Source organism: Rhodanobacter sp. PCA2 (assembly GCF_013620825.1).
In the GTDB taxonomy this organism is placed as follows: Bacteria; Pseudomonadota; Gammaproteobacteria; order Xanthomonadales; family Rhodanobacteraceae; genus Rhodanobacter_A.
Window position 1 is genome coordinate 165,882 of record NZ_NJIC01000001.1, and the last position, 22,961, is coordinate 188,842.

Consider the following 22,961-nt stretch of genomic DNA (forward strand, 5'->3'; position numbering starts at 1 on the left):
GCCGCCCCCAGATCGGGCGGATCGTGCCACCGGATGCCGCCATGATTCCGTTTTCCGTCCTCGACCTCGCGCCCATCACCGAGGGCAGCGACGCCAGCCAGGCGTTCCGCAACACGCTGGACCTGGCGCAGCTCGCCGAGCGGCTGGGCTATACGCGCTACTGGCTGGCCGAACACCACAACATGCCCGGCATCGCCAGCGCGGCGACCGCGGTGCTGATCGGCCACGTGGCCGGCGGCACGTCGCGCATCCGCGTGGGCGCGGGCGGCATCATGCTGCCGAACCACACGCCGCTGCAGGTGGCCGAGGCGTTCGGCACGCTGGCCGCGCTGCATCCGGGGCGGATCGACCTCGGCCTCGGGCGCGCGCCCGGCACCGACCACGCCACCGCGCGGGCGCTGCGCCGCTACTACGACAGCGCGGACGCGTTTCCGCAGGACGTGGCGGAACTGCTGGCGTATTTCGAGCCGGCGACTCCGGACCAGGTGGTGCGCGCGGTGCCCGGCGCGGGCAGCGAGGTGCCGGTGTGGCTGCTCGGTTCCAGCCTGTTCGGCGCACAGTTGGCCGCGCGGCTGGGCCTGCCGTACGCGTTCGCCTCGCACTTCGCGCCCGACGCGATGGACGAGGCGCTGGCGCTGTACCGCCGCGACTTCCGGCCATCGGCGCGGCTGGCGCAGCCCTACGCCATGCTCGGCCTCAACGTGGTGGCGGCCGCCAGCGACGCCGAGGCGCGGCGGCTGTTCACCACCCAGCAGCAGAGCTTCGTGAACCTGCGCCGTGGCCGCCCCGGCCTGATCCCGCCGCCGATCGACGACATCGAGGCGTTCTGGACGCCGCCGGAAAAGATGATGGTGGAACGCGCGCTGGCCTGCGCCGTGGTTGGCGATGCCGCCACGGTGAAGGAAGGCATCGCCGCCTTCGTCGCCCGCCACCGGCCGGACGAGCTGATGATCACCAGCAACGTGTTCGACCACGCGGCGCGGCGACGCTCCTGCGAGTTGGTCGCTGCCGCGCTGAGCTGAGGCACGCACAGCTAAGGCTCGCGCAGCTAAGGCTAAGGATGGTCTGATTTTGCTCGTCATTCCTGCGAAAGCAGGAATCCAGAGCCTTTAGGTTCCGTGGCTACAGGCACTGGATCCCAGCTTTCGCTGGGATGACGAGCAGGTAGTCGATTGATCAAGCCTTCCCGAAGCCGGAAAGGCTTACGGGGTCACGCCCACCAGCTTCACGTCGAACACCAGCGAGGCGCCGGGCGGGATCACGCCGCCGGCGCCGCGCGCGCCGTAGCCGAGCGCGGCGGGGATCAGCAGCGTGCGTTCGCCGCCCACGTGCATGCCGGCCACGCCCTGGTCCCAGCCCTTGATCACCTGGCCCTGGCCCAGCGCGAACGAGAACGGCGTGCCGCCGTGATCGTCGGTGCTGTCGAACTTCGCGCCGTGCTTGTCCGGCGCGTGCTCGTCGTACAGCCAGCCGGTGTAGAGCACCTGCACGGTCATGCCGGGCTTCGCCTCGGCGCCGCTGCCGGTTTTCGTGTCGACCACGCCCAGTTGCTCCACCTGGCCGCTGGCGGCCGGTGCGGCTGCCGGCGGCGCGTCGTTGTTGTTGTTGCAGGCGGTCAGTGCGGCCAGCGCGAGGGCGGAAGAGGCGAGCAGGGCGAGCGAGCGGCGCATGGGCGGGTATCCGTGATGGTGAGGCGGCATCATCGCAGATCGGGCCGCGTGCCTCGATGGCCTACGCGGCCGCGGCTTGCGGCTGCGGCCATGCGTGCGCGGGGTAGTAGACCTGCATCATGCGCGCCACGTAGGCGACCAGGTTCGCATGGCGCCCGGCGGCTGCGCGCAGCGGCGAGTCGAAGAACGGCGTGAGGATGGCCGCCAGCACGCTGAACGCGATCGCATCGGCTGCGTGCGGGCGGTCGCCGAACAGGTGGATGCGCTCGCCGAGCAGCACGGCCAACGCGTCGATCGAACGCGTGCCCAGCGCGGCGATCTGTTCCGGGGAATGGCGGCCCAGGCCCTGGGCATGCAGTTCATTCTGCTTCGCGGCCTGCATGTCGGCGCGCAACCGCTCGCGCATCGCCGCGGGGGCGGCGTCGACGAAATGCGCCGGACCCTTGGCGAAATTCGCCGGGTCGACCCAGCGGAACCACACCATCGCCCAATACAGGTGATCCTCGGCCAGCCGCTCCACGGCCCAGGCCTCCGCGCGCTGGCGGGCGTCGAGCCCGGCGTCCAGGTCGATGCCGTACTTGCGCTCGAAGTGGGCGCGGATGAAGGTGGAGTCGCACACCACCTCGCCCGCGTCCTCGATCCAGGGCAGCTTGCCCTTGGGCGCCTCGGGCGGAATCGCGAACACCTTGCGGTACGGCAGGTTCGCCATCTGCAACTGCACCTCGGTCTTGGTGACGAAGGGACTCGGATCGGGCAGGCCGAACGCGGGGGCACAACCGTACAGGGTGATTTGCGGCGTGGTCATGGCGCACTCCAGTGGGGAATGGCGGCCAGCGTGGCGGGGGGCTGCTGACAGCCTGCTGTCAGCAGCCCCGGCGGCGTGGCGCCGGCTGCAGCGCAACATGGGCAGAACGGCCAAACCACGCTATCTTGCGCTGCAGCGTCCATCCGGGGAGTACCAGCGTGAATTCCAAGCCCATGTCCAGCGCGCCCACCACGCGCGCCGAACTCACTTTGCGCGGCGTGATCATCGGCATCGTGATCACCGTGGTGTTCACCGCGGCGAACGTGTTCTTCGGCCTCAAGGCCGGCCTCACCTTCGCCACCTCGATCCCGGCGGCGGTGATCTCGATGGCGATCCTGCGCGCGATGAAGAACTCCACGATGCAGGAGAACAACATCGTGCAGACGGTGGCCTCGGCCGCCGGCACGCTGTCGGCGATCATCTTCGTGCTGCCCGGCCTCATCATCATCGGCTGGTGGAACGGCTTCCCGTTCTGGATGAGCTTCGGCATCTGCGCCACCGGCGGCATCCTGGGCGTGATGTACACGATCCCGCTGCGCCGCGCGCTGGTGACCGATTCCGACCTGCCGTACCCGGAGGGCGTGGCCTGCGCCGAGGTGCTGAAGGTCGGTTCGGCCGGCGGCGAGGAGGCGGCCGAATCGGTGGAATCCGGCGGCGCCGGCCTCAAGGCGGTGATCGTGGGCTCCATCGTCTCGGCGGTGTTCTACGTGGTGGTGCAGACCAGGCTGTTCGCCGAGGCGGTGTCCAGCTATTTCCGGGTGGGCGACCGCGGCGCGGCCACCGGTTTCGATTTCGGCCTGTCGTTCGCGCTGTTCGCGGTGGGCCACCTGGTGGGCCTGTGGGTGGGCGTGGCGATGCTGCTGGGCGCGCTGATCGGCTGGGGCTGGGCGGTGCCGCACTTCCTCATCATGCATCCGGAGAGCGGCACGGCGGCCGCCGCCGCCCAGGCCACCTGGAGCCATTACGTGCGCTTCGTGGGCGCGGGCACCATAGGCGTGGCGGCGATCTGGACGCTGGCCAAGCTGGTGAAGCCGGTGATCAGCGGCCTCGCCGGCGCGATGGCGGCCTCCAAGGTGCGCAAGGCGGGCAAGCTGGAAACCCTGCCGCGCACCGAGCGCGACATGCCGATCGGCATCGTCGGCCTGATCACGCTGCTGTGCCTGATCCCGGTGGGCTGGCTGCTGGCGCACTTCAGCAACGTCAGCGGACTGGGCGACCACGTGGCGCTGCTGGTGATCGGCGGCCTGATCTTCGTGGTGATCCTGAGCTTCCTGGTGTCGGCGGTGTGCGGCTACATGGCGGGCCTGATCGGCTCGTCGAACAGCCCGCTGTCGGGCGTGGGCATCCTGGTGGTGATCATCGCTGCGCTGCTGCTGGTGCTGGGCGTGAAGTCGATGCTGCCGGCGGAGGCGGGCAAGGCGCTGGTCGCGTTCGCGCTGTTCGTCACCGCGATCGTGTTCTCGGTGGCCTCGATCGCGAACAACAACCTGCAGGACCTCAAGACCGGCCAGCTGGTGGACGCCACGCCGTCGCTGCAGCAGTGGGCGCTGGTGATCGGCGTGATCGCGGGCGCGGTGGTGATCCCGCCGGTGCTGAACCTGCTGAACGAGGCCTACGGCTTCCTCGGCACCCCGGGCGTGGACCCGGCGCGCGCGCTGCCGGCGCCGCAGGCCGGGCTGATCTCGGCGCTGGCGCAGGGCGTGATCACCGGCAACATCGACTGGAGCCTGATCGCGATCGGCGCCGCGATCGGCGTCGCGCTGATCGTGGTGGACGAGGTGCTGGGCAAGACCACGAAATCGATGCGCCTGCCGCCGCTGGCGGTGGGCCTGGGCATCTACCTGCCCACCTCGACCACGCTGATGGTGGTGGTGGGTGCGCTGGTCGGCGCGTGGTTCGACCGGCGCGCGGATCGCGGCCCCAGGGCCGAGGCCACCAAGCAGTTGGGCGTGCTGCTGGCTTCCGGCCTGATCGTGGGCGAGAGCCTGCTGGGCGTGTTCGTGGCGGCGCTGGTGGCGTTCGCCGACAAGCTGGGCTTCTCCAACCCCAAGGCGCCGCTGGCGCTGGTGGGCGAGGACTTCCACGGCACGGCGATCTGGATCGGCGGCCTGGTGTTCGTCGCCAGCGTGGTGGTGATGTACCGCTGGATCGCGCGCACGGGGCAGGGCACGGTCGCGTCCTGAGCGCGGCGGCTGTTCATCGCCTGCAACAAGGCGTGCCCTAAACTAGCCGTCTGCCGGGTGTCGCCTTGCCGCATCCGCCCGGCGCACCGGTCCGGTGCGGCTATGCCGCCGGACCGCCAACCGGCCGTCTGCCGGATCTTTTCCAGGGAAAACGAGCGTCGCGTGGAGCAGGAAAAAGTCGAACAGGTGCCGCGCACGGAAGAGGCCCTGGACCCGCCCAGCCAGCGGGTGGTGCTGTTGCGCCGGATTGCCGGGCCGCTGCTGTCGGTGGGCATGCTGTGCCTGGCGCTGTGGGCGCTGCACCTGCTGGCGCGCGACGTCACCTACCACGAGATCCGCCAGTACGTGGAAAGCGTGTCGCGCACGCGCCTGCTGATGGCGATCGCGCTGACCACGCTGGGTTTCGGCGTGATGTCGTTCTACGACCGCTTCGGCCTCGAAGCGATCGGCAAGTCGCTGCCGTGGCGGCGGGTCACCCTGATCTCCTTCATCAGCTATGCCTTCAGCAACGCGGTGGGCATGTCGCTGCTGGTGTCCGGCTCGATCCGCTACCGCTTCTACCTGCAGAACGGCCTCACCACCACCGAGATCGCGAAGCTGGTGCTGTATTGCACGCTGAGCTTCTGGCTGGGCCTGCTGGCGCTGACCGGCGTGACCCTGCTGGTGGTGCCGCTGCCGGCCGGGCTGCCGATGAGCGACTGGCGGCTCACGCTGGCCATCGCGCTGACGGCGATTCCGCTGGCGTGGGTGCTGGGCGGCTTCATCCGCAAGCCGATCCGGCTGTGGCGCTGGCGCGTGCTGCTGCCGCGCCCGCTGCCGGCGCTGCGCCAGGTGCTGGTGGGCGCGCTGGACTGGTGGCTGGCGGCGGCGGTGATGTACGTGCTGATGCCGGACCGCCTCGACACCGGCTTCGGGCATTTCCTCGCGATCTTCGTGATCGCGCAGATCGCCGGCCTGATCAGCCACGTGCCGGGCGGCCTGGGGGTGTTCGAGGCGGTGATGCTGGCCGGCTTCGGCGCCACCGGCAACCAGGCGCTGGCGGCGCCCATCCTGGGTTCGCTGGCGGCGTTCCGCATCGTGTATTACCTGTTGCCGCTGTGCGCGGCCACGGTGCTGGTGCTGCAGCGCGAGGCGCGCGGGCTGCGCCGGCAGTCGTTGTGGTCGCCGTGGTTCACCGGGCTGCTGCCTTCGTTCTTCGCCGGCCTGACCCTGGTGTCCGGCGCGGTGCTGCTGTTTTCCGGCGCCACCCGTGCGCTGCCGGACCGCATGGCGATACTGCGCAGCGTGTTGCCGCTGTCGGTGCTGGAAGTCTCGCACCTGCTCGCCAGCGTGATCGGCATGCTGCTGCTGATCCTCGCCCGCGGCCTGCAGCGGCGGCTGGACGCGGCCTACTGGCTGACCCTGGTGCTGCTGGTGGCCGGCGCGGTGTTCTCGCTGCTGAAGGGCATCGACTACGAGGAAGCCACCCTGCTGGCCTTGCTCGCGCTGGCGCTGGGTCCGGCGCACAAGCTGTTCTACCGGCGCGCATCGCTGTTCAACGCCAGCTTCTCGGTGGGCTGGATCGTGGCGATCGTGGCCGTGTTCGGCTGCGCCACCTGGCTGGTGATGTTCAGCTACAAGCATGTCGAGTACAGCAGCAGCCTGTGGTGGGAGTTCAGCTTCCACGAGGGCGGCGCGCCACGCGCGTTGCGTGCGCTGGTGGGCGCGGCGGTGGCGGGGCTGCTGTTCGCGCTGGCCAGCCTGATCAAGCCGCAGCGCCTGCGCCGCACGCCGCCCAGCGAGGCGGAACTGCAGCGCGCGCTGCCGCTGATCCGCGGCTTCCATTCCGCGCAGGCGCACCTCGCGCTGATGGGCGACAAGCACCTGCTGTTCGACGCCGACGGCAAGGCCTTCCTGATGTACGACACCGAGGGCCGCAGCTGGGTGAGCATGGGCGATCCGGTGGGCGAGGACGAGGACGCGCGGCGCGAGCTGGTGTGGAGTTTCCGCGAGCAGTGCGAGCGGGCGGGCGGCTGGCCGGTGTTCTACCAGGTCAGCCCGGCGGACCTGGACATGTATCTGGAAGTGGGCATGAGCCTGCTGAAGATCGGCGAGGAAGCGCGCGTGCGGCTGGCGGATTTCAACCTCGACGGCAAGTCCAGGAAGACGCTGCGCGGTACCGTCAACAAGCTGGGTCGCGACGGCCTGCGGCTGGAGATCGTGCCGGCCAACGAGGTGGCGCCGCTGCTGCCCCGGCTCAAGGAGATCTCGGACGCGTGGCTGGGCGACAAGCACGCGCGCGAGAAGCGCTTTTCGCTGGGCGCGTTCGACCCGCGCTACCTGGTGCGCACGCCGATGGCGCTGGTGTGGCAGGGCGAGCGCATCGTGGCGTTCGCCAACCTGTTCCTCACCGAGACGCGGGAAGAGGCCTCGCTGGACCTGATGCGCTTCGTGCCCGACGGCCCTTCCGGCATCATGGATTACCTGTTCGTCGAGCTGATGCAGTGGGCGAAGGCGGAGGGCTACCGCTGGTTCAACCTTGGCATGGCGCCTCTTGCGGGCCTCACCAGCCGGCGCCAGGCGCCGCTGTGGAACCGCTTCGGCGCGCTGGTGTTCGGCCGCGGCGAGCGCTTCTACAATTTCCGCGGCCTGCAGCGCTACAAGGACAAGTTCGACCCCGAGTGGGAGCCGCGCTACATGGCCGTGCCGGGCGGCATTGCGCTGCCGATGATTCTCGCCAACGTGGCCAGCCTGATTTCCGGCGGCCTCACCGGGGTGGTGCGCCGATGAGCATGTCGAAACGAGGAAAGCGGATCATGTGGGCTGGTATCGGCGTGTGCGTGCTCGGGCTGGCGTTGGTGTGGACGCCGTTTTCCAAACCCGGCCTGGAGCAGTCCGCCATCGTGCTCGCGCCGGTGGCCGGCGTGGCGCCGCCGCCCGGCAAGGACGACGTGCTCACCATCCTGTATTCCGGCGACGGCGGCTGGGCCGATCTCGACAAGCAGCTCGGCAGCGCGTTCGTGGCGCGCGGCATCCCGGTGGTGGGCGTCAACGCGTTCAAGTATTTCTGGCGCAGCCGCTCGCCCGACGACGCGGCCGCGGAGCTGGACGCGCTGATGACCAAGTACCTGGACCAGTGGCACAAGCGGCGCGTGTGGCTGGTGGGCTTCTCGTTCGGCGCCGACGTGCTGCCCAGCCTGATCGACAAGCTCAGCCCCGCGAACCGCGCGCGCATCGCCCAGCTGGTGCTGCTCTCGCCCAGCCGCGACACCAGCTTCGAGATCCAGTTCGAGGGCTACATGGTCGCGCAGGGGCGCTTCAAGGCGTTCGTGAAGACCATGCTGGAGAAGTTCAACAAGGTGCCGCACTACGATGCGCTGCCGCCGGTGCAGGCGCTCAAGCAGCAGTTTCCGGTGGTCTGCTACTACGGCAAGGACGGCGCCGACGACAGCTTGTGCACCGATCCCGGCCTGCCGGCCTGGGTGAAGGTGAACGCGAAGAACGGCGATCACCATTTCGAGGGCGGCTACCAGCCGCTGGCAGCGCAGATGGTGGGCGAATTGCCCGCGGCCGCTGCCACCGTGGCGACGCCCGCGCAGCCATGAGTGCAGGCTTCGCCGCCGACGCGCCGGAGGCGGCGCTGTCCGCGTTGTTCGTGCCGTTCGACGCCGGCCTGCTGCAGTTGCCGCCGGATGGCCGCGCGCTGTTCCTGCGCGCCCGCTCCGGCGTGCGCCTGCGCGAAGTCGCGCAACCCGGCTGGTTGTGCGAGCAGAGCTTCCTGCCGTTCGCCGACGAACTGGCGCGTTGCGGCCTGCGCGTGGGCGAGCCGGCCGACGGCGAAACCTTCCCGCTGGTGCTGCTGCTGCCGCCACGCCAGCGCGACGAGGCGCGCGCACTGTTCGCCCGCGCGCTGGACCATCTCGCGCCCGGCGGCACGCTGGTGGCGAGCATGGCCAAGGCCGAGGGCGCGAAGTCCGGCGAGGCGGACCTTGCGCGGCTGGCCGGTGCGGTGGGCAACCTGTCCAAGCACCACTGCCGCGTGTTCTGGACCACGCCCGCGCCGGAGACCATCGACCGCGCCCTCCAGGACGAGTGGCGCGCGCTGGACGCTCCGTGCGAAACCGCCGACGGCTGGTGGAGCCGTCCCGGCCTGTTCGCCTGGGACCGCGTGGACCGCGCCTCCGCCTTGCTGGCGGAACACTTTCCCGCCGACCTCGGCGGCCGCGTCGCCGACCTCGGCGCCGGCTACGGCTACCTCGCCACACAATTGATCGCGCGTTGCCCGGCCATCACGGCGCTGGATCTGTACGAAGCGGAGGCACGCGCGCTGGAGCCGGCGCGCCGCAACGTTGCGAACGCACTGCAAGCCGCGGGGCGCGCTATCCCGGTGAACGTGCATTGGCACGACGTCACCCGCGGCCTGCCGCAGCGCCACGACGCCATCGTCAGCAATCCACCGTTCCACCTGGGCCGTGCCGACTTGCCGGAGCTGGGCCGCGCCTTCATCGCCAGCGCCGCCGATGCGTTGTCGCCCTCCGGCCGCCTGCTGATCGTGGCGAACCGCCACCTGCCTTACGAGGCCCTGCTCGCCGCGCGCTTCGCCGACGTGCGGCAGCTCGCGCTGCAGGACGGCTTCAAGGTGATCGAGGCCCGCGGGGTGCGTGCATGAAACTGGTCAAGCTGATCGCGAACCTGGGCTACGGCAGCCGCAAGGACGTGGCCTGGATGTTCCGCGAGGGCAGGATCACCGACGTCGACGGCGAGGTGCTGTACGCCGACGACAAGCTGGAGCACGCGCGCATCCTCGTCGACGGCGAGCCGCTCGATCCGCCGCCCGGCCTGGTGCTGATGATGCACAAGCCGCTGGGCGTCACCTGTTCGCGCAAGGACGCGGGGCGCGTGGTCTACGATCTGCTGCCGCCGCGCTACCGCGTGCGCGAACCCGCGCTGTCCACCGTGGGCCGGCTGGATCGCGACACCGCGGGCCTGCTGCTGTTCACCGACGACGGCGCGCTGCTGCACCGGATCATCTCGCCCAGGGCCAACGTGGCCAAGGTCTACGAGGCCACCCTGGCCGAAGACCTGCGCGGCGACGAAGCCGCGCTGTTCGCCAGCGGCACGCTGCTGCTGGAATCGGAAACCACGCCGCTCGCTCCCGCCGCGCTGGACGTGCTGGGCCCGCGCCATGCGCGACTGGTCCTGCACGAAGGCCGCTACCACCAGGTGCGCCGCATGTTCGCCGCCACCGGCAACCGGGTGGAAACCCTGCAGCGCGTGGCGATAGGCGCACTCACGCTGGGCGAACTGGCGCCGGGCGCGTGGCGCGCGCTGGGCACCGAAGACGTCGAGCGGATCTTCACTGCGATGCCTGAAGCGCTGACGTAGCGGGCGGAAACGAAAAAGCCGGGTAACTCGGGCAAGCCGGGCCTTTGTCTGGAATGAAGGGGCGGAGCGGAAAGGGGGGCGACCGGAAACGGCCGGTTGCCGGGCATGAGGCGCTGCGGCGGCCTTTTGACATCTACAAACTTGCGGATGGCGACAGCAGTCGCCATCGGATTGATTGTCTTGAAGATATGTCATCAGTTCGTCATTTAACCTTTTGATGCTACCTTCCACCAAGGGGGATGGGATGGCAACGTCAGTGCAAATCACGCCGGGAATGCGGGGGTATGGACCGGCCGAGATACAGTGCGCCGCAAGCCTCTGCCGGCCGGGGCCCACGGTCGCGCCCACGGACACGAATGCGACCGTACGCGACCTGTTCGACCGGCATCGGGAGCTGATCAGCCTGCCGGTGATCGACGGCACGCGCGCGTGCGGCCTGATCAAGCGGCGCACGTTCCAGTCCGAGATGGCCAAGCCATTCCGCCAGGAGCTGCACGAGCACAAGAGCTGCGTCGCCTTCATGGACGGGCAACCGCTGATCATCGAGGCGGAAACGTCGATCGAGCGCACGGCGAAACTGGTGGCCGACAGCCACACGGACGCCCTCGCCGACGGTTTTCTGGTGGTGCGCGGCAACGAGTTCCTCGGCATAGGTTTCGGCCTCGACCTGATGCGCAAGGTCGCCGACCAGCAGGAGGCGAGGAATCGCCAGATCATGCAGAGCATCGACTACGCGAGCGTCATCCAGCGCGCGATGCTGCAGACTTCGCAGGAGATCCTGAAGGCGGAGCTGCCGGATTCGGCGATCGTGTGGCAGCCGCGCGACACGGTCGGAGGCGATTTTTTCCAGTGCGCCAAATTCGACCATGGCGTCTTCATCGCGATGGCGGACTGCACCGGACATGGCGTGCCCGGCGCCTTCATGACGCTGATCTCGTCGTCGTGGCTGGCCCAGGCGCTGGAACGCGATGGCCCCGCCGACCCCGCGCAGTTGCTCGGCACGCTCAACCGCAAGATCAAGCAATCGCTCGGGCAGATCGGCTCGCGGGTTGTCGGCGAGCAATCCGACGATGGCCTGGATGCCTTGTTCATGTGGCTCAATCGCCGGGACCGCGTGGTGACCTATGCCGGTGCGCGCATGCCGCTGCATGTGCTTCCGGACGGAGCGGCGACGGTCATCACGCACGAAACGGATCGTGTCGGCGTCGGCTACGTCGGCACGCCGATCGACCACCGCTGGAAAAACCGCACGTTGACCCTGCAGCAGGACGACCTGCTGTACGCGACCACCGACGGCCTGACCGACCAGATCGGCGGCTCCCGGAACATCGGCTTCGGCAAGCGTCGCCTGCGCCAATGGCTGCTCGATTGCCGCGACATGCCGGCGCCTGCACAGGTCGCCGCGATCATGCAGGCGCATGCCGAGTACCAGGGGCAGCACCGGCGCCGCGACGACGTCTCCCTCATCTGCCTGCGCGTGCCCTGAGAGCCCTCATGAACCATTCCGAGTACCGCGTATTTTCGGACTTCGTCAAAGAGCGCAAGATCGTATTCTACTACTACGGCTACTTCTCGCAGACCATCGTTTCGGCCATGGCCGAAACGATCAAGTTGAGCATGAAGCAGGCGGACACCACCGCTGCGGTCAAGCGCAAGCTGTTCTCGTGCTTTGTGGAGATGGCGCAGAACATCATCCACTACTCGTCCGAGGCGCTCACCCCGGCGACGCAGGACGATGCCGAGGTCCGCCAGGGCTCGGTCTGCATCGGCCATACCGACGAACGCTTCTACCTGATGTGCTCCAATCGCGTCTCCGCGAACGACATGGGGCCGTTGCGCGAGAAGCTCGAACCGCTCAAGTCGATGACGCTGGAAGAGATCAAGCGCGCCTACCAGGACACGCTGCGTTCCGAACAACCGGAGGGCAGCAAGGGTTCCGGGCTCGGATTCCTCACCGTCGCGCGCGATGCCAGCAAGCCGCTCGAATTCGAATTCGCTCCCCTCGACAACCACGATGACATGATGTTCTATCTGAAAGTGACCGTCTGACATGAACAACGCAACCATGGAAAACCTGTACCTGGCGGCTACGGCGGATTCGCCGGAAGTCGACTTTCGCTTCGATGCGCACGAACTTGCGCTGAAAGGCGAGTCGTACCCGGAGAACGCCGCCGCGTTCTATGGCGGTATCATCAAGCAACTGCACGACTACCTGGCGGGTTGCAGCGAAGGCACCAGGATCACGGTCGATGTCGCGCTGATCTACTTCAACAGTTCCAGTACGAAAATGCTCTTTGCTTTCTTCGAGGCACTCAACAATGCCGCCACGCGCGGCGTGCATGTCGTGCTGAACTGGCACCACGACCCGGAAGACGACACCATCGGGGATTTCGGCAGCGAGTTGCGCGACGACTTCACCGCGCTTGAATTCCGTGACCTGCCAACTGCCAGTTGATGGCCGAGCACGATCTCTTTGAGGCCGAGGAATCCGCATTGCGTGCCGCCGCGGACACGCATGCGCTGGATTCGCTCGATGCCCGGAGCTATCGCGACGCGCTGGGCACGCTCATCACCCAGTTTCGCCGGCAGGTGCGCGAGGCGCGGCGCGTCATCATGCACAGCGACCGCCAGGAACGCGAACTCAACATCCTCAACGCCAGACTGACCCAGCTCGCCGCCGAGCTCGACTACAAGGCGAAACACGACTCCCTGACCGGCGCCTACAACCGGCGTGCAGTCATCGAACTTGCCGAGGCGCACCTGCGCGACGGTGCGCTCGCGCTGATCGTGCTCGACATCGACAATTTCAAACGCATCAACGACGAGCACGGCCATCCGGCCGGCGATGCGGTGATCGTGGAACTCGTCGCGCGGCTCCGCGCGGTCGCTCCCGAACCCGTGGAAATCGGCCGCGTCGGCGGCGAGGAATTCACCGTCGTGCTGCCGGGCATGGAGCTGGAAGCAGCCGTCGCGCTGGCAGAGCGCATGCGCGCGCAAGTCGCCTCGTCGCCGTTCGACATACCAGCCGGCCGCATCGTGACGGCAAGCTTCGGGGTCAGCTTCACCCCGTGCGGCGGCATGTTCACCGAGGCTTACGGCAGGGCCGATGCCGCACTGTACGAAGCAAAACGCCGCGGCAGGAATTCCGTGGCGTCTTGAGGCCGGCGTGGCATTCGATCCGCAGGCTTGCGCGGACTGGTGAATGCGGTCCTGGTCGAGCTTGGCGAGTGGCCGGCGACGTGCCATGGCGCAGGCGGGCGTCCGTCGATTCCACCCGGGCGAATCCTGCGTGCTTGCTGCCGCAGGTGATGCAGGGTCTGGCACACATCTGGCCCGGCGCCGCGGGCAAACCGTGGTGCGCAAAGAAAAACAGCGGCATACGCCGATGCGTATGCCGCTGTTTCATGCTGGGTAAGTTGGTGGAGCGGAAGGGGATCGAACCCTCGACCTTCGCATTGCGAACGCGACGCTCTCCCAGCTGAGCTACCGCCCCACGCGAGTCGGGCATATTAGCAGCGGGGCGGCGTGCCGCCAAGACCCCGGACGCGGGAACGGGGGTTTCAGGCGGCGCCCGGTTCCGCCGCGTCGTCCAGGAACGTCGCCGTGGGCACGAAGAACAGCGAGCCGGTGACGGCGGTGCTGTAGTCCAGCAGGCGGTCGTAGTTGCCCGGCGGGCGGCCGACGAACATGTTGACCAGCATCTGCTCGATGCGCTGCGGGGAGCGCGCGTAGCCGATGAAATAGGTGCCGAACTCGCCCTTGCCGACGTCGCCGAACGGCATGTTGTCGCGCAGGATGTCCAGTTCCTCGCCGTTCTCGACGATGGTGGTGAGGGCGTTGTGCGCGGAGCTGGGCTTCGCCGCGTCGTCCAGTTCGATGTTGGTCTGCTTGGTGCGGCCGATGATCTTTTCCTGCAGCTCGACCGGCAGCGTGTTCCAGCTTTTCAGGTCGTGCAGGTATTTCTGCACGATCACGTAGCTGCCGCCGGCGAAGCCGGGATCTTCGCCGCCGATGACCACGGCCTCGACCGCGGCCTGGTCCACCGGGTTCTCGGTGCCGTCGACGAAGCCGAGCAGGTCGCGTTCGTCGAAGTACTTGAAGCCGTGCACCTCGTCGGCGCCGGCGACCGCATCGCCGAGGCGCCCCATGATCTGGGTGGCCAGCTCGAAGCACAGGTCCATGCTGACGGCACGGATGTGGAACAGCAGGTCGCCCGGCGTGGAGACCGCGTGGTGCCGCCCCTGCAGTTCGCGGAACGGGTGCAGTTCCCGCGGCCGCGGTGCGCCGAACAGCCGGTCCCATGCGTCCGAGCCCACGCCCATGACGCACGACAAGGCCCCGTCCAGGTCGCGGAAACCCACCGCGCGCACCAGCGCGGCCAGCTCGCCGCACAGCGCCCGCACGGTCGCGCGATGCGACGGTTCCGGCTGCAGGGTGACGACCAGGAAGATGGCGGCAGGCGTGAGCCTTGCCACGACCGGTTGCGGAATGACGGAAGGCACGTCGACTCCTCGCGGGGATTTTGCGCAGTGTAGTCAGGCCGTCGCGGATTTCCCAAGCGCTCAGCCGGGCAGCAGGGCCGGCAGGCGCTCGTGCAGCACCTCGCGGCGCCAGCCGCCGAGGAAGTCCGGCCACTCGCGGGTGACCACGTATTCCTCCAGCACCTTGCGCGGGCAGAGCAGGCCGGGCGGCAGGTCCAGTTCGCCGGCGCGGGCGTCGACCAGGTTCTTCATCGCGTTCAGCGCCTGCTTGGCCTCGCCCTGCGGATGCGCGGGGATGGCGGCGGTGGCGGCGATCTCCTCGTCACCCACCGGCGACTGCAGCAGCGCGAACAGTTCGCTGCGCTGGGCGCTGCGCAGGGCGCGCTGGCCGCGGCTGCGCTGTTCCAGCTCGGCGAGGCTGGCCGGCGGATGCTGGGCCAGGCTCAGCGCCAGCGCATCGTCCAGCAGCCACGGGCGCGGGCGGTCCAGCACGCGTGCGCTGCGGTCGCGCCACAGCAGCACGCGGCGCAGCAAGGCCTGCTGCGCGGGCGACCATTCGGCGGCGCCGCGCAGCGCGCGCTGCGGCTGCGGGTCGCCCTCGCGGTGGGTGGCCCGCTGCTTGAGCCGGGCGCAGTCCTCGGCATGCCACGCCGCGCGGTCGCGCCGGTGCAGGCGTTCGGCGAGCTGGGCGTGGATGGATTCCAGGTACACCACGTCCAGCGTGGCGTAGCTGCGCTGCGAGGCGGTGAGCGGGCGCTGCATCCAGTCCGAGCGCGTCTCGCCCTTGTCCAGATCGTCGCCGCAGAGTTCCGCGACCAGCGCGCGGTAGCTGATGCCCAGCCCCATGCCGGCGAACGCGGCGGCGATCTGGGTGTCGAACAGCGTGTGCGGGCCGCCGGGCAGCAGCGGCTCCAGCGTTTCCAGGTCCTCGCCGGCGCTGTGCATCACCGTGACGCCGCCGCGCGTGCCCAGCGCGGGCTGCAGCGCATCGCCGATCGCGAACGCCAGCGGGTCGACCAACGCGTGCCGCCCGCGGCAACCCAGTTGCAGCAGGGCGAGCTGCGGGTGGAAGGTATCGCGGCGCATGAACTCGGTGTCGACGCCGATCAAGGCGTCCGCCGGCACGTCGTCCAGCCAGGCTTGCAGCGCGGCGCGGTCGGCGATCCAGTCGGCGGTGACATCGGGCAGGGACACGTGGATTGCTCCGTCATCGGTGGTGACATAAGGTGAGCGGCGCACGATAACAGGCCGATCCGGGAACGCCCAGCATGCCGAGCAACACCACGCTGCATCGCCAACGCACGCTCGGCGGCATGATCGGCATCCTGGTGCTGGCATTCGGCCTCGGCTACCACTTCTTCCCGCGCCTGTTCCATGCCGAACCGGGCGAGGTCGCGCGGCGCAACCTGCCGACGCTGCCGGCCGCCGCGCCCGGCGGCGCGGCGGCCGCCAACGAGCCGGCGACCGAGGAACTGAACGCGGGGCCGCCGTTGACCCTGGCGCCCACTGCGGTGATCGCCGCGCGGCTCAGCCGCGAGCACACCAGATTGCCGGAGCAGCTCACGCCCGATCCACCCAGGCTGCGCGCGCTGTTGGACCGCGCCGCCAAGGCGCTGGCGGCCGGCCGCCTGGCCGGCGACAAGGACGGCGCCGCGGCGCTCTATCTGCAGGCAGCGAAGGACAAGCCCGACAGCCGCCGCGCGGCGCAGGGCGTGATCGACGTGCGCGCGCGGCTGGTGGCGCAGATCGAGCGCGACCTCGCGCTGGGCAACGCCGAAGACGCCACCGACCAGCTGGCGACGCTGCAGCAGTTGCCGGACAGTAAGGACGACGTGGCGCGCTTCACGGCCGCGTTGAAGACGCTCACCGACGTTCGCCCGCTGCTCGCCAAGGCGGCCGGTCTGCTGCAGCAGGGCAAGGCCGACGAGCCGGCCGGCCGCAGTGCGCTGGACATCTACCGGCAGGTGCAGCAGCTCGATCCGCAGAACGCGGTGGCGGAGCAGGGCGTGCTGGACGTGCAGCACGTGGTGCTCGACCGCGCGCTCGCCGCGGTGGCGCAGAACGATTTCGCCCGGGCGGACAAGGTGCTGGTCGAGGCGCAGGCGATCCGCCCCGGCTCGCAGCAATTGCACGACGTGCGCCAGCGGGTGGAGGACATGCGCGTCGCGCGCGCCAGCGGCGTGCTGGCGCAGGCGCACTCCGCGCTGGACGCGGGCAACCTTGCGCTGGCGCGGCAGCTCGCCGCCCAGGCGCAGGCCACCAGTCCGCAACTGGAAGGCCTCGCCGCGTTCGAGCAGCAACTGGTCAACGCGCAGTTGTACGCCAGCTACAAGCCCGGCCAGGTGTTCAGCGACCGCTACGTCGACCTGCCCGGGCAATCGCCGGCGATGGTGGTGATCCCCACCGGCAGCTTCATGATGGGCGCGGCCGACGACGACAGCGGCCGCAGCGCGTCCGAGCAGCCGCTGCACAAGGTAAGCATCGAGCAGGGCTTCGCGATGTCGCGCAGCGCGATCACCGTGGGCCAGTTCCGCGAATTCGTGCGCGAGAGCGGCTACGTTCCCGACTCGGTAAAGCACGGCGGCGCCAGCGTCTACGACGAGCGCAGCGGCGCGATGCGCGACGACGGCAACGCCACCTGGCAGGACGACTATGCCGGGCACACGGCCGCCGACAACCTGCCGGTGGTCAACGTTTCCTGGGCCGACGCCAAGGCCTACGCCGACTGGCTCGCCAAGCGCACCGGCAAGAAATACCGCCTGCCCAGCGAGGCCGAGTTCGCCTACGCGCTGCGCGGCGGCACCACCACGCGCTACTGGTGGGGCGACGACATGCCGCAGCGCAAGGTGGAGAACCTCACCGGCTCGCGCGACCGCTCGCCCAGTGGCCGGCGCTGGAACCACGCGTTCCGCGGCTACGACGACGGCTACTGGGGACCGGCGCCGGCGATGAGCTTCGCAGCCAATCCGTTCGGCCTGTACGACATGGGCGGCAACGTCTCCGAGTGGATGGCCGACTGCTGGCACGACAACTACATCCGCGCGCCCGTCGACGGCAGCGCGTGGCTCAACCCCGGTTGCGGCGTGCGCGTGCTGCGCGGCGGTTCCTGGGGCAGTTCGCCGGACCAGGCGCGCTCGGCCTGGCGGCAGGGTGCCGACGCCGGCGTGCGCAGCGGGCGCGTCGGCTTCCGGGTGGTGCGCGAACTTTGAGCCCGCGGCGGCGGCCGGGTCGGCCGTCGGCACCGCTTCGCGCGCATTGCACTAACCAAAGCCCTGAAATTCGCGTAGATTGTGCATGCCGAACGGCCACCGCCTCGCTGGAGGCGGTGCCTTACTCAACCACGATGGATGCCCATGGCTACCAAGACCACTGCCAAGAAAGCCCCCGCCAAGGCCGCCAAGCCGGCGCCGAAAGCCGCTCCCGCCGCGATCAAGCCGATCAAGGACGCGCTCAGCAAGTCCGGCCTGATCTCCCACATCGCCCAGCAGACCAGCGTCGAGACCAAGCACGTCAAGGCCGTGCTTGCCGCGCTGGAGCACGCCGTGCTGGGCGCCGTGCACAAGAAGGGCGCCGGCCAGTTCACCCTGCCGGGTCTGTTCAAGGTCAACGCCGTGCAGGTGCCGGCCAAGCCGAAGCGCACCGGCATCAACCCGTTCACCAAGCAGGAACAGGTGTTCGCCGCCAAGCCGGCCACGGTGAAGGTGAAGGTGCGTCCGCTGAAGAAGCTCAAGGACGCCGCGCTCTGAGCGCCTCGACGCCTGCCCCCTCGGCAGGCGTCCTGCAGGAAGTACCGCAAAGGCCGCGCAAGCGGCCTTTGTCTTGTCCGCTGCACGGGAAATCTGCGCCGGCGGGGCAGGCGCGATCCGGGGTGGAACCGGGGTTTCGGACGGTCGTCCAAAATGTCCGGGAGTGGGCTAACATGCCGGCATCGGGGTTCCCGCCACCATCGAGTGCGTCCTGGATTCGCAATCGTTCGGCTCCGCGTGCCGTCCGTTCGGCGCAAGCTCGGTGGCCCGCGGTCGACAGGTGGACCGGGTGCCCGCGGGCTGGCTCAGCAGCGAGTCGGGGGTGCGTGTGCCGCTGTTTTCGGACCGTCCGAAACCGTCCCTGTTTCGAGGCGGCTCTGGTCATCGGCGGGAAGTTCACGTCAATTTCCCGCCGTGTGCCTATAAGACATAGCTTGCGATGCGAATGCCGAGGGCGAACATGGGTGAGCATGCCTCCATCCACGCCGACACCAGGACGGCGGTCGATCTGCTGCAATGGCCCGCGAGCCCGCTTGCCACGCATTACGGCACGGCGGACACCCAGGCTTCGGAGATGGCCGCCGCAGCGGCCTTCATCGAACGGCTTGCCTACCCCGCGTGCCTGGTGGACGCGACCGGCATCGTGACGGGACTGAATGCGGCCTGGCGTGGCTTCGCGCCGCTCGCCGTCGAGGCGGCAACCCAGCAGTGGGCGCAGTTGATCCACCCGGCGGACCGCTACGAAGCGTTCTCGCACCTGCATGCGCTGTGCGTGCGCCGCCAGTCCACCAGTCTCGAATGCCGGCTCGCGAACCGCCACGGCCTGCCGGACTGGTTCCTGCTGCAACTGCAGTCGTTCAACACCCCGTCCGCGTCGGTCTTCTACCTGTGCACCTGTACCGACATCCGGCACCTCAAGCGCACGGAAGTCGAATTGCGCCGCCGCGCGTCGATGCAGGCGGACATGCTCGACATCAGCGTGGACTGCATCAAGCTGATCGCGCTCGACGGCACCCTGGTGCACATGAACAAGGCCGGTTGCCGCGCGCTGGGCGTGCCCGAGGATTCGTCGTTCGGCATGCCCTGGCTGGCGCTGCTGCCCGAAGACGTCCGGGCCCGGGGCGAGCGCGAGCTGGAACAGGCGCGCGCCGGGAAATTCGGCCGTTTCCCCGGACGCAGCGTGCTACCCGGCGGCAAGACCCAGTACTGGGACAACATGCTCACGCCGGTCCTGAGCGCCGATGGTTCGCCCTCGGCGATCCTGTGCGTGTCGCGCGAGGTGACGCTGGAGAAGGAGGCGCTGGGCGCGCTGCAGGCAAGCGAGCAGCGCCTGGCGATCGCCGCGCGCATCGGCGGCCTCGGCATCTGGGATTACGACGTCGTGCAGCAGACCTGGCAGTGCGACGAGGCCTGGCACGGCATCATGGGGCTGGACGCACTGCGCCCGGTGCGCTTCCTCGACCAGTTCCGGCCGCTGATCCATCCCGACGACCTCGAAGCCGCGGACGACTACCTCCGCGCCCTCACCGAGTCGACGAGCGAGGCTGGCGAGCATGTGCTGATCTTCCGCATCGTCCGTCCGGACGGCGAGGGGCGCTGGTTGCGTTCGGCGGCGCACGTGCAGCATGAAAACGCCCGGGTGGTACGGGTGGTCGGCTTCATCGTCGACATCACCGATGCCTGGCGCAACGAGACCGCGCTGCGGAACGCGAACCGCGCGCTGGAGCTGGAGAAATCCTCGCTTGAACGCCGCTGCCTGGAAGATCCGCTCACCGGGCTGCCGAACCGGCGCCTGCTGAACAGCGCGATCGAACACCTCTGCATGCACGCCGCGGAGGCGCGCACGCCGTTCTGCATCGGCATGGTCGACATCGATCACTTCAAGGCGCTGAACGACCGCTACGGCCATCTGTACGGCGACGCCGCGCTTTCCGCGATTGCCTCCGCGATGCAGTCGGTGATGCGGCAATCGGATTTCATCGCCCGCTACGGCGGCGAGGAATTCGCGTTCGTCCTTGCCGACGGCGGCGAACCGCAACAGGTGCTGGACCGCCTGTTCGAAGCCGTCGACGCGCTGGCCATCGTGCATGCCGATTCGCCGAACGGCCACGTCACGATCAGCTGCGGCTGCCTGGTGGTCCGCTCCGCGAACAAGGTGGCGCCGGAGGACATCCTGCGGATGAGCGACTGCGCGTTGTACGCGGCGAAAACCTCCGGTCGCCACCGCTACGTCATCCAGACGTTCGGCTGAGCCGCCGAAAGGCAGGCATGAAAAAGCCGCCCCTGCCAGGCATGGGGCGGCTTTGAATTGGTGCCGAGGTCGGCACCACAAAGCCTTGTTTCATGCGGCCTGCGGGGCATCGCTGGCGAATGTACCCCAGGAAGTACCCCCGGACGTGGCCGGCTTGCTGGTGATCCATGCCTCTACTTCCGCCTCCATCCATGCGACGGTGCTGCCGTTGGGCGTGAGTGACCGGGGACGCGGGAACTGTCCAAGACGCACCCATCGGTACAACGTGGTGCGGCCTACGCCGATGCGGTGGAGAACTTCCCGCAGGCGAAGCAGGCGGGTGCTGGTGCTGGTGGTGACTGTGGTCATCATGTGATCCATGGTGTTCGTTCAAGGCACGCGCAGACATCCGGCCGATGGTCTGGCCGGGGTGCGCTGTGGTTGCTCCCGCTGGCGCGGGCGCTGGTGTGTATGGGGGAAGCCTGCCGGGGCCGCTGAGGGGCCGCTGAGGGGCCGAGGGGGATACGGGGGGAAGCTCGCGCTGCCTGACCCTTTGATACCCCCACGGAAATTCGCGGTATGAATATTTCGGCCCCGGTCGGGCCTCGGGGTTATTGCTGGTCCTGCTGGTCCTGCTGGTCCTGCTGCTGCGACCGCTGTGTCATCTGCTGGCGCACACGCGCCGACAGTGCTGCCCGATCAATCACGCGGGGCACATGGGCGACCGGCGGAAGCATGGGGTCTCGCTGATGTGCATTCCGCACTTCCTGAGGCTCCCGTGGGGTGCCTGATGGGGTGGTACAGGGGACACGCTGCGAGGCGCCTGCATGGGCGTTCCCTGCGGCTTCCTGCGGGGCCTCAATGGTCCCCTGCCAGGTGTCCGGCAGGTTGCACGGGTGGCACGGCAGGACCGCATCAGCGGGTGTCTGTGTTCGGCCGCTGCCTCGGACAATCCGCAGGTTGTCCCTGCGCAGGTTGGAGCGGTCGCCGTCGATGTACTCGACCACTTGGCCTTTGCCTGCGCCAGCGATCAGCCGGGCAATCGTGATCGACCGTTGTTTGCCTGCCGGCGTCCGTGCGTATGCCAGCACGTACCGGAAGCGCGGGTTGGTCTTGCACCAGCTCCAGTGCTGCGACCATCCCGCCACCAGCAGGCGGTCCAGGTCCTCGGCGTACAACGTGGCGCGCTGGTCGGTGTTCGCCATGGCGACATGCGCAAGGCGCTGGCCGTCTGCATCGGTGGTATACGTGGTCGGGGCTTGCTGCTTCTTCTTCATTGCGTCTTGATCCTCGGCGGCATGGCCGCCTGCATGTGTCGTGGGCACAGTCGCCCGTCACCTTCCGGGGAAGGCGAACGGGGCGTGTCTGTGCGTGGGGTCGGTGAGGCTCGGGCGATCAGCCCGATATGCCGTACTTCTTCATCAACTCGCTGCGCAGGGAGGGGCCGACCGGGACGGGGTTCGCTGCGGCCCATTCATCCACGGCCACACGGTGGCCCATGTACGCCTTCCCGCCAGTCTCGGCGGCACCGATCAGGCTCGACGTGAGTTGCCCGTTGATCTCCGCAAAGCGGCTCTTGGCCGCGATGCTGGTCTCCGCGTTGCCGTTCTGTCGGTTCTTCTCGATGCGGGCAACGTCCGTCCCGGCCTGCTGCATGAAATCGTTGAGCTGGGCGGCGACAGAGTTACCGGACACACCGGATTCAGCGGCAGCAGCACGGGCGGATGCTCGGGCCTGTCGGGCAGCGGTCATGCGGTCCTGCACCTGTGCGGACGCCTGCTGGTTGATCTGGTCCTGCTGGCGCTTTGCCTGCGCTTCCACGGCGTGCTTCTGCTGGTTCGCGTTCCGAACGGCCATCGCCGCCGACAGGACGGACGTAGCGGCCAGCGTGATCGTGGTGGGCTCACACATGGCGGGCGTATTCCGTGAAGTTGTGGCCGTTGAGCTGGTGCTCGGCGCCCAGGTGGAAGCCCAGCGCCTTCAACAGTGCATGTGCCGTGGGGTGCTGCGCTCCGGCGACGTTGCACAGGGACAGGTACATCGGAGACCAGCCGGCGACGGCGCACCGCGCCAGCTTCAGGAACTCACGCGTGCTCGGCGGCGTGCTACCGGTGGACAGCAGCCACGGGATGCCGTGGTGGTGGTCGTGGACGTAATCGGTCACGCCGAACACGGCCTGCGGCTCGCCGTTCCATCGGGCGATGTATGCCTCACGGGCGCCCGCTACGGCCTCGGTGATGACCTTGTGCGCGTCGGTGTGGCCCACGGCTTCCAGGTCGGCCCTGTCGGCCTCGCTCAGGTTGTCCGCGATCTTCCGCAGGCTATCGGGGTCGGGCATGTGGATGGTGATGCTGGGTGTTGCTTGCGTCATTGCGTCTTGGTCCTCGGCGGCATGGCCGCCTGTGCATGCTCCCGCTGGCGCGGTCGCTGTCGGTGGTTCGTCAACGCGCACGGGGGCGCCTGCCGGTCTCCATGGGGAGGC

At 68.7% G+C, this 22,961-nt stretch carries 21 protein-coding genes and 1 tRNA gene; 13 read left to right on the forward strand and 9 right to left on the reverse strand.

All coding sequences use genetic code 11. From position 1 onward, the window contains the following. The first annotated feature begins 41 nt into the window (after positions 1-41). Positions 42-1,022, forward strand: coding sequence for an LLM class flavin-dependent oxidoreductase (locus PCA_RS00725; RefSeq protein WP_181300190.1), 981 nt, complete (start codon positions 42-44; stop codon positions 1,020-1,022). 180 nt (positions 1,023-1,202) lie between these two features. Here the strand turns inward: PCA_RS00725 and PCA_RS00730 are convergent, their stop codons facing one another. Both PCA_RS00730 and PCA_RS00735 read right to left on the reverse strand, forming a co-directional pair. Next, entirely contained in the window at positions 1,203-1,670 is a 468-nt protein-coding gene (locus PCA_RS00730) for an FKBP-type peptidyl-prolyl cis-trans isomerase (protein WP_181300191.1), read from the reverse strand. A gap of 61 nt (positions 1,671-1,731) precedes the next feature. Further along, a complete protein-coding gene (locus tag PCA_RS00735; protein WP_181300192.1) occupies positions 1,732-2,475 on the reverse strand; it encodes a glutathione S-transferase family protein in 744 nt (247 codons plus the stop codon). 173 nt (positions 2,476-2,648) lie between these two features. Between PCA_RS00735 and PCA_RS00740 the strand changes: the two genes are divergently transcribed. The 9 genes from PCA_RS00740 to PCA_RS00780 all read left to right on the forward strand — a co-directional run bounded on the left by PCA_RS00740 (position 2,649) and on the right by PCA_RS00780 (position 13,181). Then, the gene (locus PCA_RS00740; RefSeq protein ID WP_181300220.1) at positions 2,649-4,658 is read left to right on the forward strand and encodes an oligopeptide transporter, OPT family; all 2,010 of its coding nucleotides are present in this window, start codon (positions 2,649-2,651) and stop codon (positions 4,656-4,658) included. A 162-nt stretch (positions 4,659-4,820) separates the two neighbouring features. Next, entirely contained in the window at positions 4,821-7,427 is a 2,607-nt protein-coding gene (gene mprF / locus PCA_RS00745) for a bifunctional lysylphosphatidylglycerol flippase/synthetase MprF (protein ID WP_343204383.1), read from the forward strand. A 26-nt stretch (positions 7,428-7,453) separates the two neighbouring features. Further along, positions 7,454-8,242: a virulence factor gene (locus PCA_RS00750; RefSeq protein ID WP_255436573.1), complete on the forward strand. Its 789-nt coding sequence runs from the start codon at positions 7,454-7,456 to the stop codon at positions 8,240-8,242. Beyond that, a complete protein-coding gene (locus PCA_RS00755) occupies positions 8,239-9,306 on the forward strand; it encodes a methyltransferase (protein WP_181300195.1) in 1,068 nt (355 codons plus the stop codon). The genes PCA_RS00750 and PCA_RS00755 overlap by 4 nt, the downstream gene beginning before the upstream one ends. After that, entirely contained in the window at positions 9,303-10,022 is a 720-nt protein-coding gene (locus PCA_RS00760) for a pseudouridine synthase (protein ID WP_181300196.1), read from the forward strand. Before PCA_RS00755 ends, PCA_RS00760 begins: the two co-directional genes overlap by 4 nt. Positions 10,023-10,239: 217 nt before the next feature. Next, the gene (locus PCA_RS00765; protein WP_219918419.1) at positions 10,240-11,508 is read left to right on the forward strand and encodes a SpoIIE family protein phosphatase; all 1,269 of its coding nucleotides are present in this window, start codon (positions 10,240-10,242) and stop codon (positions 11,506-11,508) included. A gap of 8 nt (positions 11,509-11,516) precedes the next feature. Next, a complete protein-coding gene (locus PCA_RS00770) occupies positions 11,517-12,071 on the forward strand; it encodes a SiaB family protein kinase (RefSeq protein WP_181300197.1) in 555 nt (184 codons plus the stop codon). A gap of 1 nt (position 12,072) precedes the next feature. Beyond that, positions 12,073-12,477, forward strand: coding sequence for a DUF1987 domain-containing protein (locus PCA_RS00775; protein ID WP_219918420.1), 405 nt, complete (start codon positions 12,073-12,075; stop codon positions 12,475-12,477). After that, on the forward strand, positions 12,477-13,181 hold the full coding sequence (locus PCA_RS00780) for a GGDEF domain-containing protein (RefSeq protein WP_181300198.1): 705 nt from the start codon (positions 12,477-12,479) through the stop codon (positions 13,179-13,181). The genes PCA_RS00775 and PCA_RS00780 overlap by 1 nt, the downstream gene beginning before the upstream one ends. A gap of 258 nt (positions 13,182-13,439) precedes the next feature. Here PCA_RS00780 and PCA_RS00785 read toward each other — a convergent pair. The 3 genes from PCA_RS00785 to PCA_RS00795 all read right to left on the reverse strand — a co-directional run bounded on the left by PCA_RS00785 (position 13,440) and on the right by PCA_RS00795 (position 15,697). Continuing rightward, positions 13,440-13,515: transfer RNA gene (locus PCA_RS00785), tRNA-Ala, on the reverse strand. 67 nt (positions 13,516-13,582) lie between these two features. Continuing rightward, a complete protein-coding gene (locus PCA_RS00790; RefSeq protein ID WP_181300199.1) occupies positions 13,583-14,524 on the reverse strand; it encodes a Dyp-type peroxidase in 942 nt (313 codons plus the stop codon). A 60-nt stretch (positions 14,525-14,584) separates the two neighbouring features. Beyond that, on the reverse strand, positions 14,585-15,697 hold the full coding sequence (locus tag PCA_RS00795; protein WP_181300200.1) for an HRDC domain-containing protein: 1,113 nt from the start codon (positions 15,695-15,697) through the stop codon (positions 14,585-14,587). 74 nt (positions 15,698-15,771) lie between these two features. Between PCA_RS00795 and PCA_RS00800 the strand changes: the two genes are divergently transcribed. From PCA_RS00800 to PCA_RS00810, 3 genes are all read left to right on the forward strand, one after another. After that, positions 15,772-17,712, forward strand: coding sequence for a formylglycine-generating enzyme family protein (locus PCA_RS00800; RefSeq protein WP_181300201.1), 1,941 nt, complete (start codon positions 15,772-15,774; stop codon positions 17,710-17,712). Between the two features lie 144 nt (positions 17,713-17,856). Continuing rightward, positions 17,857-18,249, forward strand: coding sequence for an HU family DNA-binding protein (locus tag PCA_RS00805; RefSeq protein WP_181300202.1), 393 nt, complete (start codon positions 17,857-17,859; stop codon positions 18,247-18,249). 460 nt (positions 18,250-18,709) lie between these two features. After that, positions 18,710-20,500: a sensor domain-containing diguanylate cyclase gene (locus PCA_RS00810; RefSeq protein ID WP_181300203.1), complete on the forward strand. Its 1,791-nt coding sequence runs from the start codon at positions 18,710-18,712 to the stop codon at positions 20,498-20,500. Positions 20,501-20,590: 90 nt separating this feature from the next. On the opposite strand, the gene PCA_RS00815 is transcribed toward PCA_RS00810, so the two are convergent. The 4 genes from PCA_RS00815 to PCA_RS00830 form a co-directional block, all read right to left on the reverse strand. Then, positions 20,591-20,860, reverse strand: a complete 270-nt coding sequence (locus PCA_RS00815) for an AlpA family phage regulatory protein (protein ID WP_343204384.1) — start codon at positions 20,858-20,860, stop codon at positions 20,591-20,593. A 230-nt stretch (positions 20,861-21,090) separates the two neighbouring features. Then, entirely contained in the window at positions 21,091-21,756 is a 666-nt protein-coding gene (locus tag PCA_RS00820) for a hypothetical protein (protein WP_181300204.1), read from the reverse strand. A gap of 118 nt (positions 21,757-21,874) precedes the next feature. Next, positions 21,875-22,390 (reverse strand): hypothetical protein, encoded by a 516-nt coding sequence (locus tag PCA_RS00825; protein ID WP_181300205.1) that lies wholly within the window; start codon positions 22,388-22,390, stop codon positions 21,875-21,877. Beyond that, positions 22,383-22,817 (reverse strand): hypothetical protein, encoded by a 435-nt coding sequence (locus PCA_RS00830; protein WP_181300206.1) that lies wholly within the window; start codon positions 22,815-22,817, stop codon positions 22,383-22,385. Before PCA_RS00830 ends, PCA_RS00825 begins: the two co-directional genes overlap by 8 nt. Between the last annotated feature and the right edge of the window lie 144 nt (positions 22,818-22,961).

Excerpts from the sequence above, each read along its gene's own strand:
- PCA_RS00725 (WP_181300190.1), top strand. The coding sequence starts at position 42 with ATGATTCCGTTTTCCGTCCTCGACCTCGCGCCCATCACCGAGGGCAGC.
- PCA_RS00730 (WP_181300191.1), bottom strand. The coding sequence starts at position 1,670 with ATGCGCCGCTCGCTCGCCCTGCTCGCCTCTTCCGCCCTCGCGCTGGCC.
- PCA_RS00735 (WP_181300192.1), bottom strand. The coding sequence starts at position 2,475 with ATGACCACGCCGCAAATCACCCTGTACGGTTGTGCCCCCGCGTTCGGC.
- PCA_RS00740 (WP_181300220.1), top strand. The coding sequence starts at position 2,649 with ATGTCCAGCGCGCCCACCACGCGCGCCGAACTCACTTTGCGCGGCGTG.
- PCA_RS00750 (WP_255436573.1), top strand. The coding sequence starts at position 7,454 with ATGTGGGCTGGTATCGGCGTGTGCGTGCTCGGGCTGGCGTTGGTGTGG.
- PCA_RS00755 (WP_181300195.1), top strand. The coding sequence starts at position 8,239 with ATGAGTGCAGGCTTCGCCGCCGACGCGCCGGAGGCGGCGCTGTCCGCG.
- PCA_RS00760 (WP_181300196.1), top strand. The coding sequence starts at position 9,303 with ATGAAACTGGTCAAGCTGATCGCGAACCTGGGCTACGGCAGCCGCAAG.
- PCA_RS00765 (WP_219918419.1), top strand. The coding sequence starts at position 10,240 with ATGCTACCTTCCACCAAGGGGGATGGGATGGCAACGTCAGTGCAAATC.
- PCA_RS00770 (WP_181300197.1), top strand. The coding sequence starts at position 11,517 with ATGAACCATTCCGAGTACCGCGTATTTTCGGACTTCGTCAAAGAGCGC.
- PCA_RS00775 (WP_219918420.1), top strand. The coding sequence starts at position 12,073 with ATGAACAACGCAACCATGGAAAACCTGTACCTGGCGGCTACGGCGGAT.
- PCA_RS00780 (WP_181300198.1), top strand. The coding sequence starts at position 12,477 with ATGGCCGAGCACGATCTCTTTGAGGCCGAGGAATCCGCATTGCGTGCC.
- PCA_RS00800 (WP_181300201.1), top strand. The coding sequence starts at position 15,772 with ATGCCGAGCAACACCACGCTGCATCGCCAACGCACGCTCGGCGGCATG.
- PCA_RS00805 (WP_181300202.1), top strand. The coding sequence starts at position 17,857 with ATGGCTACCAAGACCACTGCCAAGAAAGCCCCCGCCAAGGCCGCCAAG.
- PCA_RS00810 (WP_181300203.1), top strand. The coding sequence starts at position 18,710 with ATGGGTGAGCATGCCTCCATCCACGCCGACACCAGGACGGCGGTCGAT.
- PCA_RS00815 (WP_343204384.1), bottom strand. The coding sequence starts at position 20,860 with ATGGATCACATGATGACCACAGTCACCACCAGCACCAGCACCCGCCTG.
- PCA_RS00820 (WP_181300204.1), bottom strand. The coding sequence starts at position 21,756 with ATGAAGAAGAAGCAGCAAGCCCCGACCACGTATACCACCGATGCAGAC.
- PCA_RS00825 (WP_181300205.1), bottom strand. The coding sequence starts at position 22,390 with ATGTGTGAGCCCACCACGATCACGCTGGCCGCTACGTCCGTCCTGTCG.
- PCA_RS00830 (WP_181300206.1), bottom strand. The coding sequence starts at position 22,817 with ATGCCCGACCCCGATAGCCTGCGGAAGATCGCGGACAACCTGAGCGAG.